Origin of the sequence: Microbacterium sp. NPDC058342, from assembly GCF_042723935.1 — a bacterium.
Taxonomy (GTDB): Bacteria; Actinomycetota; Actinomycetes; order Actinomycetales; family Microbacteriaceae; genus Microbacterium.
The window spans coordinates 802,945-819,849 of sequence record NZ_JBHXID010000001.1; the positions used below are offsets into that span (position 1 = coordinate 802,945).

Genomic DNA, 16,905 nt, shown 5'->3' on the forward strand with positions numbered 1-16,905 from the left:
GAGGGAAACCGGAAGGCTCCCCTCTCGAATCAGACAGACAGGGGGCGCACATGCGCCCTCGCCATGACCACCGTCTTCGCGCTGGGCTTCGGCTCGCTCGTCGCCGCGCCCGCCTTCGCGGCCGCCGACGGCACCGGGGTGGTCATCAACGAGGCCTACCTCTCCGGCGGCAGCGCCGGGGCGGCCTTCACCAACAAGTTCGTCGAACTGTACAACCCGACTGACGAGGACGTCGCGCTCGACGGGTTGTCCCTGCTGTACCGCTCGGCGACCGGAACGGGCAAGCCTTCCGGAGACATCGCGCTGACCGGCACGATCCCCGCCGGCGGGCACTATCTCGTCCAGGGCGGGCAGAACGGCTCGCCGAACAGCCAGGGCGAGGCGCTCCCCACCCCGGATGCGACCTCCGCGGGCCTGAACCTCTCCGGTTCGTCCGGGACGATCGCGCTCGTCAAGACCGGCACGGCGATCCCCGTGGGCAGCACAGCGGGCGCCGCGGGCGTCGTGGACGTGCTCGGATACGGCACCTCGAACACCTTCGAGGGCACGGCGGCCACCGCGCCCTCCGGCAACGGCGACGTCAAGTCGCTGAACCGCGCCGACGGCGCGGACACCGACGTCAACAGCGCGGACTTCACGCTGTCGGCATCGATCACGCCGACCAACGCCGAGGGCGAGACCGAGGCGACCGACCCCGGCACCGAGCCCGGCACCGACCCCGAGCCGCAGCCGGGCGAGAAGGTGACGATCGCCGAGGTGCAGGGCACCGGCACGGCCTCGCCGATGCTCGACAAGACCGTCACGGTCGAGGGTGTCATCACCGCCGACTACCGCGTGGGCGGGTACGCGGGGGTCGTCATCCAGACGCCCGGATCGGCCGGCGAGACCGACAGCACTCCCGGCGCATCCGACGGCGTCTTCGTCTACCTGAACGGCAAGACCGTCCCCGGCGAGATCGGCGACCTCGTATCGGTCAGCGGCAAGGTGGGCGAGTACTTCGGACAGACGCAGATCACCCCCGCCTCGGCGGCGGATGTGAGCGTCGTGACGGCGGATGCCGGCGTGCCGGCGACCACACCGCTGCCGACCTCCGTGGTCGGAGCCGACCGTGAGGCCTACGAGAACATGCTCGTCGCGCCGACGGGCGACTACCTGGTCGCCTCGAGCCACCAGCTCTACAACTTCGGTGCGCTGTGGCTGAACCCCGGCGAGCTGAACGTCAAGAGCACCGAGCTCGAGGGCGCGGGCGCCGAGGCCGATGCGATCGCCGCGGCCAATCGCGCCGATCGCATCCTGCTCGACGACGGCTACAGCGTGCAGATCGGCAAGAGCGGCCACACCGGCGGCCAGCCCTACTTCACGAAGGATGCCGTCGTGCGCAACGGCGACGCGGTCGACTTCGGCGGCAAGGGCTACGTGCTGCAGTACGGCTTCGACGACTGGCGGCTTCAGCCGGTCACCCCGGTTACGGGCGAGTCCCCCGCGGAGGAGAAGGTCACCTTCACGTCGAAGAACCCGCGACCCGACGTGCCCTCGGTCGGCGGCGACGTGCAGATCGCGTCGTTCAACGTCTACAACTACTTCACGACGCTGAAATCGGACGACTCCAATGCGCGCGGCGCGGCTGACGCCGCCCAGTTCGCGATCCAGAAGTCCAAGATCGTCGCGGCGATCAACGGTCTGGATGCGGAGATCGTCTCGCTCATGGAGATCGAGAACTCGGTCAAGCTGGGTGAGCCGGTCGACACGGCGCTCGCCGACCTCGTCGAGGGGCTCAACGCCGAGGCGGGCCAGGGGACCTGGGCGTACGTGCCCACCCCGGTCGCGCTGCACGACGCGGCGACCACCGACTACATCACCAGCGCGATCATCTACAAGAAGGCCGCGGTCACGCCGAAGGGCGACAGCCGGACCATCAGCGACGAGAGCGTGTGGGGCAACGCCCGCGAGCCGATCGCGCAGGCGTTCGACATCGACGGTCGCACCGTGACCGTCGTGGCCAACCACTTCAAATCGAAGTCGGGTGACGGCCCCGAGCCGTCCGACGGCCAGGGGCACTTCAACGGCGACCGCGTCAAGCAGGCCGTGTCGCTCCTCGGCTTCACCGAGGATCTCGCCACCGCCAGCGGCAGCGACGACATCCTGCTGATCGGCGACTTCAACGCCTACGGGCAGGAGGACCCGATCGAGGTGTTCACCTCGGAGGGCTGGCTCGACACCGTGCCGGCCAAGGCGCCGGGTCAGTACACCTACACGTTCGACGGCGAGCTCGGCTCGCTCGACCACGTGATCGCGTCGCCGTCGCTGGCGGCATCCGTCACGGACGCCGGCGTGTGGACCATCAACTCGCCGGAGTGGAGCGACCGCGGCTACGCGTTCGGCGCCACCGAGTCGGGCACGCCGTTCCGCTCCAGCGACCACGACCCGATCATCGTCGGCGTCTCGGCCGACGAGCCGCCGGTCAGCATCGACATCGCCACGATCAACGACTTCCACGGTCGCATCGAGGCCGACGGCAAGGCGGCCGGCGCGGCCGTGCTCGCCGGCGCCGTGCAGGCGGTGCGCGACGCGAACCCGAACACGATCTTCGCCGCCGCAGGCGACCTGATCGGCGCGTCGACGTTCACGTCGTTCATCAACGACGACGAGCCGACCATCGAGGCGCTCAACGCCGCGGGGCTCGACGTCAGCGCTGCCGGTAACCACGAGTTCGACCAGGGATGGGAGGATCTGCGCGATCGCGTGCAGGGGCTGGCGGACTGGGAGTACATCTCCTCGAACGTGTTCCTCACGCAGACCGGTGAGCCCGCCCTCGCCCCGGCGTGGGTCAAGGAGGTCGACGGCGTGCGTGTCGGCTTCGTCGGCGCCGTCACCGAGGAGCTGGACAGCCTGGTCTCGCCCGAGGGCATCAAGGGCCTCGAGGTGCGAAGCATCGCCGACTCCGTGAACGATGTCGCCGACGACCTGCGCGACGGCGATGCGTCCAACGGGGAGGCCGATGTCGTGATCCTGCTGGTGCACGAGGGAGCGGCGACCGAAGCGGTCGACAGCATCACACCCGACTCCGCGCTGGGTGAGGTCGTCTACGGCGTCGACGGCGACGTGGACGCCATCGTCTCGGCGCACACGCACCTGGCGTACAACCACGTCATCGACGGTCGTCCGGTGGTCTCGGCGGGGCAGTACGGCGAGAACCTGGGTGTGATGAACCTCCGGGTCGACCGCAAGACGAAGGAGCTGCTCTCGATCACCAACGAGATCAAGCCGCTCGCGCACGAGGTGAAGGGCGACGATGGGAAGTCCACCTGGGTGCCGAACTACCCGGCAGTCCCCACAGTGCAGTCGATCGTCGACGCCGCCAAGAAGGAGGCCGACGTGCTCGGTGCCGTCAAGGTCGGTGACGTCACCGCCGACCTCAACCGCGCACTCCAGAGCGACGGCAAGACGGAGAACCGCGGTGGCGAGTCCACCGTGGGCAACTTCGTCGCCGACGTGCAGAAGTGGTCCACCGGCGCGGAGATCGCGCTGATGAACCCGGGCGGCATCCGTGCCAACCTGACGTACGCGGCGACGGGCGAGAACGATCCCGCCGGCAACGTGACCTACCGCGAGGCGGCGACGGTGCAGCCGTTCGCCAACACGCTGGTCACCCTGCAGCTCACCGGTGCACAGCTGAAGGCCGTGCTCGAGGAGCAGTGGCAGCCCGCCGACGCGTCGCGTCCGTTCCTCAAGCTCGGCGTCTCGAAGGGTCTCGTCTACACCTACGACCCGACGGCGGCACAGGGCTCGCGCATCACCTCGATCACCCTGGACGGCACCGCCATCGATCCGGCGAGGTCGTATCTGGTCGCAGCGAACTCGTTCCTCGCGGCGGGTGGAGACAACTTCTTCACCCTCTCCGAGGGCACCGACAAGAAGGACACCGGCAAGATCGACCTGCAGTCGATGGTCGACTGGTTCGACGCCAACAAGACGGCCAGCCCCGACCTCACGCAGCGATCGATCGGAGCCACCTTCACGCCGGCCGACGGCGCGACGGGCTACCAGCCGGGCGATGAGGTGAAGATCGATCTGTCGTCGCTGGCGTTCAGCGCGGGGGAGCAGGCTCCCACCGAGGTCGAGTTCGCGGTCGGCGGCACCGTCATCGGAACCGCCCCGGTCACCTCCGAGGTCACCGACACGCTCGACGAGGCGGGCAGCGCGAGCTACACCCTCACCGTTCCGGCGGATGCGGAGGGCAAGTCTCTCACCGCGACGCCGGACGTCGGCGGTGCCGTCGTGCTGCCGATCACCTTCACCGCAGAGGGCGAGCAGCCCGACGCGACGTTCGAGGTGGGAACCCGGTGGGTGCGCTCCGGTGCCGATCTCCCGCTCGGGGGATCGGGCCTGACGCCCGGCGAGAAGGCGACGGTCGAACTGCGCAGCACTCAGGGCAAGGCCGAGCTCGGAGAGGTCACCGCGGGCGGCAACGGCGCGTTCGATGCGGCGCTGACGGTGCCGGTCACGACGAAGCCGCACGGCTACGACGTCGTGCTCGTCCGCGCGGACGAGACCGAGCTGACCGCCAGCGTGTTCGTCTACCGCGGCAACGGTCAGGTCAAGACGGACAAGCAGAAGGTCGCCGCAGGCTCGTCGGTCACGGTCACGGGAGACGGCTTCCATGCCGGCACGACCGTCGTGATCGAGCTGCACTCGACCCCGGTGAAGCTGGGCCAGGCGAAGGTCGCCGTCGACGGCACCTTCAGCGCCACCGTGCTGGTGCCGAGGAGCACCGCCGCGGGCACGCACTCGCTGGTCGTCATCCAGGACGACGGCAAGCAGGTGTCGACGCCACTGATCGTCTCGGCGGCTGCCGCAGGCTCCGGCGATCTCGCCACCACGGGTGCCGACTCCGTGCCGTTCATCCTGCTGGCGGTCCTGCTGCTGGCGATCGGGCTGAGACTGGTCGTCGTGCGGCGCCGCAGGGCCGAGCGCTCCTGACGCCGGTCGCGCGCTGAGCCGACAGGTGCCCGCCGTCTCCGAGGAGGCGGCGGGCACCTGCGCGTCCGGGTGCCGCGACGTCGTACGGCAGGCGTCCGCGGACGGCATCGAGGCGGCCGCCCGGACCGCTCCGGAGGCGCGCTCCGCGCCGACTAGACTGGTACTCATGCCCGAGCCGAAAATCGCCAGCTTCCCGGCGATCCGAGGCGCGCTGAAGTTCTATCAGATCGCGTCGATCATCACCGGTGTCATGCTGCTCCTGCTGCTGGCGGAGATGATCCTGAAATACTCGCCCTCGCACCTCGAGCTCTTCCTCGGGGGGTCCGGCGGATTCCTGTGGTTCGCCGATGTGATCGTCGGCGACGGATGCCAGTGGTACTCGCTGTTCGTGCCGGGAGGCATGGGCTGCGAGCTGACCAGCGTGGGCGACGGCGCGAACCTGTCGCTGATGATCCTCGTCGCGCACGGCTGGTTCTACGTCGTGTACCTCTTCGCCTGCTTCCGGGTGTGGAGCCTCATGCGGTGGCCGTTCCTGCGCTTCATCCTGCTCGCGCTCGGCGGCGTCATCCCGTTCCTGTCGTTCTTCATGGAGCTGCGCGTCTCGCGCGAAGTGAAGGCCTACCTCGCCACCCGTGAGGCCTCCGCGGCCTCCGCCCCCGCCCCGGAAGGTGCCCGTTGACCGAACAGACCGAGACCCAGCAGCGACCGGCACTCGTCGTCGACTTCGGCGCGCAGTACGCGCAGCTGATCGCCCGGCGCGTGCGCGAGGCCGGCGTCTACAGCGAGATCGTGCCGCACACCGCGACCGCCGAGGAGATCGCGGCGAAGAACCCGGTCGCGCTGATCCTCTCCGGCGGGCCGTCGTCGGTGTACGAGGACGGCGCGCCGAAGCTCGACCCCGGCGTGTTCGATCTGGGCGTTCCCACCCTGGGCATCTGCTACGGGTTCCAGTACATGGCTCAGACCCTCGGCGGCGAGGTCGCGAACACCGGCCTGCGCGAGTACGGCGCGACCGACGCGCACATCGCCGCGGGTGAGAGCACCCTGCTGGCCGGCCAGCCCGCCGAGCAGAACGTGTGGATGAGCCACGGCGATCAGGTCTCGCGCGCCCCCGAGGGGTTCGAGGTGCTCGCCACGACCGACGCCACCAAGGTCGCGGCGTTCGCGAACGAGGAGCGCGGCTTCTACGGCGTGCAGTGGCACCCCGAGGTCAAGCACTCCGATCACGGCCAGGCGATCATCGAGAACTTCCTGCACCGGGGCGCGGGCCTTCCGGCCGACTGGAACAGCGACAACGTGATCGCCGAGCAGATCGAGCGCATCCGCGAGCAGGTCGGCGACGCCCGCGTCATCTCAGCCCTCTCCGGCGGCGTCGACTCGGCCGTCTCGACCGCCCTGGTGCACAAGGCCATCGGCGACCAGCTCACCGCGGTGTTCGTCGACCACGGACTGCTGCGCAAGGGCGAGCGCGAGCAGGTCGAAAAGGACTACGTCGAATCCACCGGCGTGCGCCTGATCACCGTCGACGCGGCCGACACGTTCCTCGGCCACCTGGCCGGCGTCACCGACCCCGAGACCAAGCGCAAGATCATCGGTCGCGAGTTCATCCGCGCGTTCGAGCAGGTGCAGCTCGACCTCGTCGAAGAGGCCAAGGCCTCGGGCGGCGCCCCCGTCAAGTTCCTCGTCCAGGGCACTCTCTACCCCGACGTCGTCGAGTCCGGTGGCGGAGCGGGCACCGCGAACATCAAGTCGCACCACAACGTCGGCGGACTTCCCGAGGACCTCGACTTCGAGCTGGTCGAGCCGCTGCGCGCCCTGTTCAAGGACGAGGTGCGCGCGATCGGCCGCGAGCTCGGCATCCCCGAGGCGATCGTGGGACGTCAGCCGTTCCCCGGCCCCGGCCTCGGCATCCGCATCATCGGTGAAGTCACCCGGGAGCGTCTCGAGGTGCTGCGCGAGGCCGACGCCATCGCCCGCGAGGAGCTCAGCAGGGCCGGCCTGGATCAGACCATCTGGCAGTGCCCGGTCGTGCTGCTCGCCGATGTGCGCTCGGTGGGCGTGCAGGGCGACGGCCGCACCTACGGCCACCCGATCGTGCTGCGTCCGGTGTCCAGCGAGGATGCCATGACCGCCGACTGGACCCGCCTGCCGTACGACGTGCTCGCCCGCATCTCGAACCGCATCACCAACGAGGTGCGCGAGGTCAATCGCGTCGTGCTCGATGTCACGTCGAAGCCGCCGGCGACGATCGAGTGGGAGTAGCCGCAGTGAGCGACGCCGCGACGGAGGAGGGTCTCTTCCCCGACGTGGCGTTTCTCGTCCTGTCGAGCCGTCTCGTCCCCGGGCTCGACGGCGGGTACACGATTGCGACGGCCGCGCGCGCCCGGCAGATGGCGGCGCGAGGTGCCGACGTGCAGGTCGTCACCGTCGACCCCGGCACCGCCGCCGCGCATGCCGCGCATCGCGCCGAGTTCGAGCGGCTCGGCATGCTGCCCGCCGGCATCCCCCTCCGCAACCTCCACGACGAGGCCAGCGCCCCCGCCGGCGGCGCCGCCCCGTGGCTGCGCGCCGCCGCAGGGCCGGCCGCGCACTCGGCGCACGTCGCCGACGCGCACCGCGAACTGACGGATGCCCACGGGCGCGCCTATGCGGCGCTGCCGGTGATCCAGGGCGATCCGGACTGGCATCTGAGTGCGGCCCCGGTGCGCGTGTACGACGAGCACGGCACCACGGTGGGCGCCCTTCCCGGCTTCGGCGGCCTGTACCGCGCCTGGCTCGACCACCTCGTCGACCAGTCCGATCGACCGGTGGTCGTGATCTGCGAGTCCCGCCAGCTGGGTGAGCTGCTGGCCGGCTGGTCGCATCCGCGCGTGCGCATCGTGCACACGATCCACACCATGCACCTCGAGCCGCCCTTCACACCGGATGCCCCGGTGAACGCGCTGTGGCGGCGCTGGTTCCAGGTCAGCGACCGTTTCGACGCGGTGATCTGGCCGACGCCGGCGCAGCGCGACGACGTGCAGGCGCGCTTCGGCGGCACCGCGACGAACCTGGTCGCCCCGCACGGCATCCCGCTGCCGACCGCGACCGATCACGAGCGCGAGCCCGGTCTGGTGGTGAGCATGTCGCGACTCGCACCCGGCAAGCGCATCGACCACGTGGTGCGCGCCTTCCTCGGCGCAGACGTGCCCGGCACCCGGTTGGAGATCTGGGGCGACGGGCCGTCGTCGGCATCCGTCGGCGACCTCATCGCCGCCCTCGGCGCCGCCGACCGCGTGCGCCTGATGGGCCGCACGGACGACCCGGCCGCCGTGCTGCGCCGCGCGTCTCTGATGGTCACGTCGACCGCGTTCGAGGGACAGGGCCTGTCCCTCGTCGAGGCGCTCGCCGCCGGGTGCCCCGTCGTCTCCTACGACGTCCGTTACGGCCCGGGCGACGTGCTGCGCCGGGGTGGGGGAGTGCTGGTCGCCTCCGGTGACGAGGATGCGCTGGCGGACGCCCTGCGCACGGTGCTGACCGACGACGCGCTGCGTGCGCGCCTTGCGGCCCAGGCGCCGGAGGTCGCATCGGCCTGGAGCGAGGATGCGGCGATGGACGCCCTCGCCGCCGCCGTGCGCACCGCTCTCGCCGGCCCCGCGCGACGCTGAGACCCGCGCACTCGCTGCCGGTCAGCCGAGGTGCTTCAGCGCCTCGCGCCGGGAGAGCGGGGAGAGCGGATGCTGCGCCGCGAACGCCCGCACCCACTCGGGGTTCGACTTGCCCAGCTCACGCAGCGCCCAGCCGATCGCCTTGCGGATGAAGAACTCGCGGTCCGCCAGATTCGTCAGGATCGCGTGCTCGAGAAGGCCGAGGTCCGTCGCCGTGCGCCGGCCGATCTGGCAGATGATCGCCGCCCGGCGCACCCACAGATCGTCGTCGTCGGCCCAGATCCGCATCTCGATCGCGATGCCGGGGTCGGTGTCGAGCAGCTCCCGCAGGCGTCGTGCCGCCTCGTCGACCAGGTCCCACCACGCACCCGTGCGGATCATCTCCTCGTGCACGGGCAGCGTGCGCACATCACCGCGCAACGGGGACAGCGCCATCACGGCCAGCGCCGCGTACCGCTCCTCGCGGAAGCCGGCGCATCGCCACAGGAGCAGCGCCGTGTCCCGCAGCACCGAGGCATCCGTCTCGTCGTGGCAGGTGCGGCGCACGAGCTCACGCACCGACGGAACCCGTACCCCCAGAAGGGGGATCTCGGACTTCGTGTACGCCTGCTGGCCCGGTGCCCGTGCGGGATCGGCGGCCGCGCGCAGTTCCGCGCGCACGCGGTCGGCAAGGCGGTCGGATGCTGTCATCGCACCAGCGTAGGCGCAGCCTCACGCATCAGAACCGGCGCCCGCCCGATCGACCCGACGACCGGCTTCCGCCGGACGAGCGGCCGGAGGAGCGCGAGGAGCTGGAGCGTGAGGAGCGCGAGGACGAGCGCCAGGACGAGGAGCGCGAAGAGGAGCGCGACGAGCCGCCCCACCCGGATGACGAACCGCCGCCGCCCCCGCCGCTCCCGAACGCGCCCGAGAGCGCACCGAGCGCCACCCCGATGATCACGAACAGGACGATGGCTCCCGGGGCTTCATCGCCCATGCTCAATCCGCCGAAGAAGCCGACGGCGCCACCGCTGACCGCACCCCAGACCGTCTTCCCCGCATTCGACGGCTCGTGGTCGGCGGTGCTCGCGTAGCGGCGTCCGGAGGTGAGCGCGGAGCCGCTCGTGCCCGACGACGGGCTGTCGAACATGATCGGCCCGCTGTCGGTGGAGCGCGCGGTCTGCGTGGCGGCGACCACTGTCGTCGTCGTGGCGCCGATGAGCGTATGCACCTGCTGAGCAAGATCGAGTGCGGTCGCCGCGAGGCGTTCGACGTCCTCCGGAGAGGAGGAGGTCGTCGCGTCGGCGATCGTGCGCTGGGCCAGGTGGAGCCGGGTCAGAGCCAGGGCGCTGACCCGACCAGGTCGCGCCTTCACCGAGGTCTCCGCTGCTCGCACGGCGGCGACGGCTCGTGCGAGGGCGTCGGAGCCGACGACACCGGCTCCGCCCGCTGAGCGACGGGCCAGAGCATCGGCGTGCGCGTCCACGGCGTCGCGCAGGTCGGCGGCCTCGGCGAGAAGCCGCTCGATCTCGTGCACGGCGTCGGAGATGGCCCGGGGCTTGCGGCCCTGCACGGCGGCCGTGAGGACCTCGAGCTGCGCGTCGGCGTCGCGCAGCCTCTGCCCCGCCTCCTCGGCGTTGTCCGACACGCCCACGAGCTCGGCCGGCGTGTATTCGGCGGTGAGGGTGGCGATGCGCTCGGCCGTCTGCTGCGGCAGCTCCGCCGCCTCGGCCCGCGCGGCCCGCAGCCGGGCGAGCGTCTTGTCGGCGCCCTCCGCCAGGGCGCGCAGTGACGCCAGCTGCCTGCGGCGGCCCTCCAGATCGCGATCGATCTGACCGCACAGGCGGATGATCTCGTCGGTCCACGACCGCGTCTCCTGGAGCGTGTCCTCGGTGGCGTCCTGCAGCTTCTGCAGGAGCGTGAACCCGCCCTGGAGGCGCTCTCGGCATCCGTCGAGCACGGTGCGGAACTCGGTGGTCGTCTCCTCTCCGAACTCGGCCGTGACGAAGCCGAGCTCCTGCTCGCTCGTGCGCACCGCCTCGTCGGTGCGCACGAGCGAGCGGGCGGCGCGCTGCTTCTGTCCCTCGAGCGTGCGCAGCTCGACGGCGGCCGCGGCGCGCCGGCGCAGGGCGAGCACGAGCCGGGTGACGCCGAACACGATCAGGGCCAGCGCGGCCAGGCCCAGTACCCAGACCCACCAGGGCCAGGGCACCTCAGAGAACTCGTCGGCGACGTACTCGATTCCGCCGGCCCAGTCGCCGTGGCGCAGGAACTCGGAACCGAGCCGGTCCTCGATCTCGAGCACCCGCGCTTCCGGCAGGGGGCCGGCGGCGACGCCCTCGCCTCCGTACTCGGCCGAGATGGCCAGGCTGCGTCCCTCGGTGGCGATGGCGAGCAGATATTGGTCGGAGCCGAGGTTGCTGCGCTGTGCCGTGTCATCCGCCCAGGCGAGGGCATTGGTGGGGTCCTCGAAGTCGGGGACGAGGATCACGTAGAGCTCCGGCAGGTCTTCGGCCGCTGCCAGTTCGCCCAGCCGCTGCTCCAGCCGGTGCTCGGCCGACTCGCTGAGCACATCCGCGTGGTCGGTCACGAATCCGGCGTCGAGTGCGGACGGGGTCTCGGCGACCGCCGCGCCGCCTGAGGCCACCAGCACCCCGAGTGCCAACGCCCCTCCCAGAACCGCTGCCGTCGCCCGTCTTCTGCGCATCGTCGCCCTCCCGCTCGCACGGCCGGCACCTCGGCCGGCCGTGCAACCATCATGGCAGGCGCGACGGCGCCACCGATTCAACGGGCGTTCTGAACGCGAGGGTCGAGAGACGGCGAACGCGACGACGGCGGGCTCCCGGAGATCCCGGGAGCCCGCCATCGTCGTGGTGCGCGGTCAGGCCTTGCGGTCCCCGCGTCCGACGATGAGACCGTAGATCAGCAGCACGACGATCGAGCCTCCGATGGCCAGCAGCCAGCTCTGAAGGCTCCAGAACTCCTCGAGGTTCGCGTTGAAGAGCATGCCGCCCAGCCATCCCCCGAGCATGGCTCCGACGACGCCGAGCAGGAGGGTGACGAACCAGCCGCCGCCCTGCTTGCCGGGGAGGATCAGCTTGGCGATCGCACCGGCGATCAATCCGAGGAGCAGGAATCCGAGGAAGCTCATGATGGAGTCTCCGTTCTGTTCTGGTCTGCGACGGTTGCCGCTCACACAGCATCCCGCGTGGTCGGGATTCGCCGAAGCCCCTTGCGCAGCACGCGGCCGTTGTGGCATGAAGGCCCCGTATACGCGTGAAGGCCGCCCTCCGAGGAGAGCGGCCTTCGCGTGTCGAAGAGGTGCGGGTCAGTCGTTGCCACGCAGGATCGCAAGGATCCGCAGGATCTCGACGTACAGCCACACCACGGTGACCATGATGCCGAAGGCGCCGAGCCAGCCGTACTTTCGGGGAGCGCCGTTGCGCACGCCCTGCTGGATCTGGTCGAAGTCCAGCACCAGCGAATAGGCCGCCATGAAGACGACGAGGACGCCGATGATGACACCGAGCGGGATGCCGAAGAACTCGATCTCGCCGCGCAGGCCCCACGGGTTGTCGCTGACACCGGTCCACATCAGCACGATGTTGAGAAGGGAGAAGACCAGGTAGCCGATCATCGCGATCATGAAGATCTTGGTCATCTTCGCGCTGGCACGCACCTTGCCGCTGGCGAACAGCGCCAGCGTGACGCCGACCACGGCGACGGTGGCGAGCGTGGCCTGCAGCACCACGCCCGGCCAGAGCAGCTCGAAGAACGCCGAGATGCCACCGATGAACAGGCCCTCGAAGGCCGCGTAGCCGAAGATCAGGGCGGGGCGCACCTTCTTGCGCGAGGTGAAGGTGATGACCATGGCGAGCACGAAGCCGCCGAGCGCCCCGATGATCCACGGGGTGAGGTTCGCCTGGCCGGTGGCGGCGCTCGCCATGGTCCACACCCAGCCGATCGCGGCGGTGACGAGAAGGATGCCGAACAGGCCGGCGGTCTTCCAGACGGTGTCCTCGACGGTCATCCGGTCGGTCTCGTGCGCGCCCGCGGCGGGGGCGGTGTACATGCCCTCGAGCTGTGCGTTGGCGGCGGCATCCATCGCGCCGTGCTGGAACGACGCGGTCTGCGCGGCCCCCGGTGCGGGCGGTGGGGCGTAGGTTCCCTGGCCGCCCTGAGAGGCGCCGGGATACGTCGCGACGTTGCGCGGGTCCTGCTGCTGGAACGCCGGGTTGTTGAATGCGAAATTGCTCATGGTGGCCTCTACTCCCGAGGGATCGGTCATCGCTTTCCTCAACGATACCGGCGCGAGCCTATGAGCGGGGTGCTTTACGCTGTGAGCGTGCCCAGGAGATCACCGCTCGTCATCGGCCACCGCGGCGCCCCGGGATACCGCCCCGAGCACAGCCGGTCCTCGTACGAACTGGCCTTCGCGATGGGCGTCGACGCGGTGGAGCCGGATGTGGTCGCCACCGCGGACGGCGTGCTCGTCATCCGGCACGAGAACGAGATCTCGGGCACGACCGACGTCGCCGATCACCCCGAGTTCGCCGATCGGCGGACCACGAAGAGGATCGACGGTGCGAGCCTCACGGGCTGGTTCACCGAGGACTTCACCTGGGACGAGCTCGCCACCCTGCGTACGCGTGAGCGCCTGCCGAGGATCCGCCGCTCCAGCGCGACCTTCGACGACGCGCAGCCCATCCTGCGCCTGACGGATCTGCTGGATCTGATCCGCGACGCCTCCGCGGAGCACGGCCGTGAGATCGGCCTCGTGCTCGAGATCAAGCACGCCACCTACTTCGAGAGCATCGGCCTGGACCTGGTCCCGATGATCGAGCGCGACCTGCGGGCGACGGGCTGGGCCGACGGCGCGCTGCCACTGGTGATCGAGGCCTTCGAGTCCACGGTCCTCGGGCGGCTGCGCGCCGCCGGCATCGCGGCATCCTTCATCTATCTGATCGAGGCGAGTGGCAAGCCGTACGACCTGGTCGCCGCGCAGGGGCGCGCGGCGCCCGATTACGCGGACGCCGTCACTCCCGCCGGTCTCGAGGCGCTCCGCGGACGTGTGGACGGCGTGAGCGTGGACAAGCGGATGCTGCTCGTGCCGGACAACACGATCGTCGCGGACGCCCACGACCGCGGGATGAGGGTGTTCACCTGGACCTGCCGGCCCGAGAACGCCTTCCTCGCACCGCGGTTCCGCACCGGCGGCGGGAAGGCGTCGTTCGGCGACTACGAGTCGGAGTGGCACGTGATCGCCGAGACGGGCGTGGACGGTGTCTTCGTCGATCATCCCGACCTCGGCGTCGCCTTCTTCGGCTGAGAGCATCTGCGCGCACGGGACTGTTCACCTCCCGGTCACCCCGGCGTCGCCGGGTCGTAAGCCGGAGCCGATGGTCTGGGGGTAACCCGTCCTGCCCCGCTAGGAGTCCCATGTCCCGCCTGCACCGCGGGCTGGCGTCGACGGCCGTGTGTGCCCTCGGCGCCACCGCCCTCATCGCTGCGCCCCTCGCCGCATCCGCCGCCCCTGCACCGGCGGGGATCGTGCTCAACGAGATCGTCTACGACGACGCGCCCACCGGCCTCACCGACCAGGTGGAGCTCTACAACGCCGGCATCGAGGCCGTCGCGCTGGACGGCTGGAAGATCTCCGACGACAAGCGCGACCGCTTCGGGAGCGTTCCGGCCGGTTCCGTGCTGGAGCCGGGGGAGTTCCTCGTGCTCGTGAACGGCGTCGACTTCGACTTCGGGCTTGGCAAGGGCGACGAGGTGGTGCTGTACGACCCGATCGGGCGCGTCGTCGATGAGCACGCCTACGAGAACACGGCGCCGTTGGCGGTGTGGGCGCGATGCCCCGACGGCACCGGCGACTGGGCGCCGGCCACCACCGTCACCCCGGGAGCCGCGAACGACTGCTCGATCGCACCGGTCGCCGGGTCGCTCCGCATCAACGAGGTCGACTCCCAGCCCTCCGACTGGGTGGAACTCCACAACCCCGGCACCGAGGCGCTCGACATCTCGGGCTATGAGATCCGGGACAACTCCGACGACCACCGGTGGCAGTTCCTGCCCGGCACCGCCATCGAGCCCGGCGCGTTCCTGGTGGTCGATGAGTCGAGCATCGGGCTCGTCGAGGGCGCCCGGGCAGCGTTCCGCGATCCGATCGGCATCGGCAGCGCCGACCGCATCCGCCTTTACGACCGGGCGGGCGCGATGATCGACGACACGCTCCCGTGGAGCGCACATGCGGCGATCGACGGCGATCTCGCCGCCGCCACCCTGGCACGCTGCCCGGACGGGGTGGGGGCCTTCGCGCTCGCTCACGCCACGCCGGGAGCCGCGAACTCCTGCGTGCAGCCCGACGTCGCGATCAACGAGATCGAGTCCAACGGCGACGCCACGGACTGGGTCGAGATCGTGAACACCGGTGCGACGCCCGTCGACATGTCCGGCTGGTCGATCATGGACGCGGACCCGGTCGGTCACGCGGGGGAGACGACGCCGCTCCCGGCCGGCACGACTCTCGAACCCGGCGCCCGCTTCGTGTTCGACCAGCCGGGCGACTTCGTGTTCGGACTCGGCGGCGGCGACACCGTGACCCTGCGCGACGCCGACGGGAGCACCGTCGATGAGCACGTCTACAGCGCGCACGCCGACGGTGTGTGGGCCCGCTGCGCCGAGGGCACGGGAGATTTCGTCGACCTGGCGGTGTCGACCAAGGGGATGCGCAACGCCTGCGGCAATCCGGCGCGCATCAACGAGGTCGAGTCCGACGGCGGGTCGCCCGACGACTGGGTCGAGCTGGTCAACCCGACCTCGTCGTCGCTCGACGTGTCCGGCCTGATCGTGAAGGACGATGACGACTCCCACGCTCACCGCATTCCCGACGGCACCTCGATCGCAGCCGGCGGACATCTCGTGATCAGTCGGGAGGATCTCGGATTCGGGCTGGGCGGTGGCGACCGGGTGCGCCTGTACGACGCTGACCTGATGATCGACGAGGCCACGTGGGGCGACGGTCATGCGTCGACGACGTGGGGCCGCTGCCCCGACGTCACGGGACCCTTCGCGGTGACCGCCGAGCCGACCCCGGGTGCTGCGAACGTGTGCGCGGGTGAGATCGCGGTGGCGCCGTGGCCGGGTTCTCAGGATGTGCGCGCGCTCGACGGCGTCCCGGCCTTTCTCGAGGACAGCTCGGGTCTGGACGTGCAGGAGACCGCCGACGGCGCCGTCCTCTGGGGCATCGACAACGGCGAGGGACGGCTGTGGAAGCTCTCGGTCGCGGCCGACGGCTCGTTCGCGCAGCTCCCCGGATGGGAGAACGGCAAGCGCATCCGCTTCCAGAAGGACGCCGCCGACCCCGGTGCAGCCGGTCCCGACACCGAGGGCATCACGGTCGATGGAGACGGCCTCGTCTACGCGGCGGCCGAGCGCGACAACAGCGCCAAGGGCGTGAATCGCAACGTCATCCTGCAGGTCGACCCGGAGTCGGCCGCCGGCGATCTGATCGCCCAGCAGGAATGGGACCTGACCGAGAAGCTGCCGCAGGTCGGCGCGAACCTCGGCATCGAGGCCGTTGAGTGGGTCGCCGACGAAGAGCTCGCCGGCGCTCTCTTCGACGACACGACCGGCTCCCCCTACCGTCCGGCAGCGCATCCCGATCACGGCGGCGGACTGTTCTTCGTCGCGATGGAGGACAACGGCCACGTCTACGCCTTCGCCCTCGGCTCCGACGGCTCCGCGACGCAGGTGGCGGAGATCGCCCCCGGGCTCGCCGGTGTCATGGGCCTGGACTACGACTCGGTTCTCGGTGTGCTCTGGGCGATGTGCGACGACGGATGCCAGGGCCGTTCGGCGCAGATCACGCTGAACGGCACGGCGAGCCCGCACGTCGGGCACTTCGCGCGCCCCGCGGGCATGCCCGACATCAACAACGAGGGCTTCGCGACCGCACCCGCTTCCCTCACCGCGAACGGCGAGCGTCCCGTGTGGTGGTTCGCGGACGGCTTCGCCTCCGAAGCGCTGCGCGCCGGCACCCTCCCGGGGGCGTCCGCGCCGGAGCAGCCCGGTGGTGGCGGCCCCGGTACGGAGCAGCCGGGCGAGGGATCGCCGGTGCCGGGGCGTCCGGGGACGCGTCCGGGCGCGGACGAGCTCGCGACGACCGGGTCCGCGGCCCCGGTCGGTGCCGTCGCGCTCGCCGGCATCCTGCTGGTCGCCGGTCTGGGGGCGGCAGCGGTGCGTCGCCGCCGCGTCGCCTGAGGTCCGAGGGAGGGCATCCGTTCCGAACGGAGAT

Annotated in this window: 10 protein-coding genes; 6 read left to right on the forward strand and 4 right to left on the reverse strand. The window is 70.6% G+C overall.

The features are described 5' to 3' along the window. The first annotated feature begins 63 nt into the window (after nt 1–63). From ACFWHT_RS03610 to ACFWHT_RS03625, 4 genes are all read left to right on the forward strand, one after another. Nucleotides 64–4,980 carry an ExeM/NucH family extracellular endonuclease gene (locus ACFWHT_RS03610; RefSeq protein ID WP_378825546.1) on the forward strand — a complete coding sequence of 1,639 codons (4,917 nt, stop codon included), beginning with the start codon at nt 64–66 and terminating at the stop codon, nt 4,978–4,980. A 166-nt stretch (nt 4,981–5,146) separates the two neighbouring features. Beyond that, complete coding sequence (locus tag ACFWHT_RS03615; RefSeq protein WP_378825548.1) at nt 5,147–5,659, forward strand: DUF3817 domain-containing protein; 513 nt, start codon at nt 5,147–5,149, stop codon at nt 5,657–5,659. Beyond that, the gene (gene guaA, locus ACFWHT_RS03620) at nt 5,656–7,242 is read left to right on the forward strand and encodes a glutamine-hydrolyzing GMP synthase (protein WP_378825550.1); all 1,587 of its coding nucleotides are present in this window, start codon (nt 5,656–5,658) and stop codon (nt 7,240–7,242) included. Before ACFWHT_RS03615 ends, guaA begins: the two co-directional genes overlap by 4 nt. A gap of 5 nt (nt 7,243–7,247) precedes the next feature. Continuing rightward, nucleotides 7,248–8,627 carry a glycosyltransferase gene (locus ACFWHT_RS03625; protein WP_378825552.1) on the forward strand — a complete coding sequence of 460 codons (1,380 nt, stop codon included), beginning with the start codon at nt 7,248–7,250 and terminating at the stop codon, nt 8,625–8,627. A gap of 21 nt (nt 8,628–8,648) precedes the next feature. Here the strand turns inward: ACFWHT_RS03625 and ACFWHT_RS03630 are convergent, their stop codons facing one another. From ACFWHT_RS03630 to ACFWHT_RS03645, 4 genes are all read right to left on the reverse strand, one after another. Next, on the reverse strand, nt 8,649–9,317 hold the full coding sequence (locus ACFWHT_RS03630; RefSeq protein ID WP_378825553.1) for a DNA alkylation repair protein: 669 nt from the start codon (nt 9,315–9,317) through the stop codon (nt 8,649–8,651). A 28-nt stretch (nt 9,318–9,345) separates the two neighbouring features. After that, complete coding sequence (locus ACFWHT_RS03635) at nt 9,346–11,271, reverse strand: TPM domain-containing protein (RefSeq protein WP_378825556.1); 1,926 nt, start codon at nt 11,269–11,271, stop codon at nt 9,346–9,348. A 216-nt stretch (nt 11,272–11,487) separates the two neighbouring features. Next, nucleotides 11,488–11,757: a GlsB/YeaQ/YmgE family stress response membrane protein gene (locus tag ACFWHT_RS03640; protein ID WP_378825558.1), complete on the reverse strand. Its 270-nt coding sequence runs from the start codon at nt 11,755–11,757 to the stop codon at nt 11,488–11,490. Between the two features lie 177 nt (nt 11,758–11,934). Next, on the reverse strand, nt 11,935–12,864 hold the full coding sequence (locus ACFWHT_RS03645; RefSeq protein ID WP_378825560.1) for a Bax inhibitor-1/YccA family protein: 930 nt from the start codon (nt 12,862–12,864) through the stop codon (nt 11,935–11,937). 87 nt (nt 12,865–12,951) lie between these two features. On the opposite strand from ACFWHT_RS03645, the gene ACFWHT_RS03650 reads away from it, so the two are divergent. Then, nucleotides 12,952–13,935, forward strand: a complete 984-nt coding sequence (locus ACFWHT_RS03650) for a glycerophosphodiester phosphodiesterase family protein (protein ID WP_378825562.1) — start codon at nt 12,952–12,954, stop codon at nt 13,933–13,935. A 110-nt stretch (nt 13,936–14,045) separates the two neighbouring features. Further along, entirely contained in the window at nt 14,046–16,871 is a 2,826-nt protein-coding gene (locus tag ACFWHT_RS03655; protein WP_378825564.1) for a lamin tail domain-containing protein, read from the forward strand. Nucleotides 16,872–16,905 lie beyond the last annotated feature (34 nt).

Coding starts and splice junctions, on each gene's coding strand:
- ACFWHT_RS03610 (WP_378825546.1), top strand. CDS start 64: ATGACCACCGTCTTCGCGCTGGGCTTCGGCTCGCTCGTCGCCGCGCCC.
- ACFWHT_RS03615 (WP_378825548.1), top strand. CDS start 5,147: ATGCCCGAGCCGAAAATCGCCAGCTTCCCGGCGATCCGAGGCGCGCTG.
- ACFWHT_RS03630 (WP_378825553.1), bottom strand. CDS start 9,317: ATGACAGCATCCGACCGCCTTGCCGACCGCGTGCGCGCGGAACTGCGC.
- ACFWHT_RS03640 (WP_378825558.1), bottom strand. CDS start 11,757: ATGAGCTTCCTCGGATTCCTGCTCCTCGGATTGATCGCCGGTGCGATC.
- ACFWHT_RS03645 (WP_378825560.1), bottom strand. CDS start 12,864: ATGAGCAATTTCGCATTCAACAACCCGGCGTTCCAGCAGCAGGACCCG.
- ACFWHT_RS03655 (WP_378825564.1), top strand. CDS start 14,046: ATGTCCCGCCTGCACCGCGGGCTGGCGTCGACGGCCGTGTGTGCCCTC.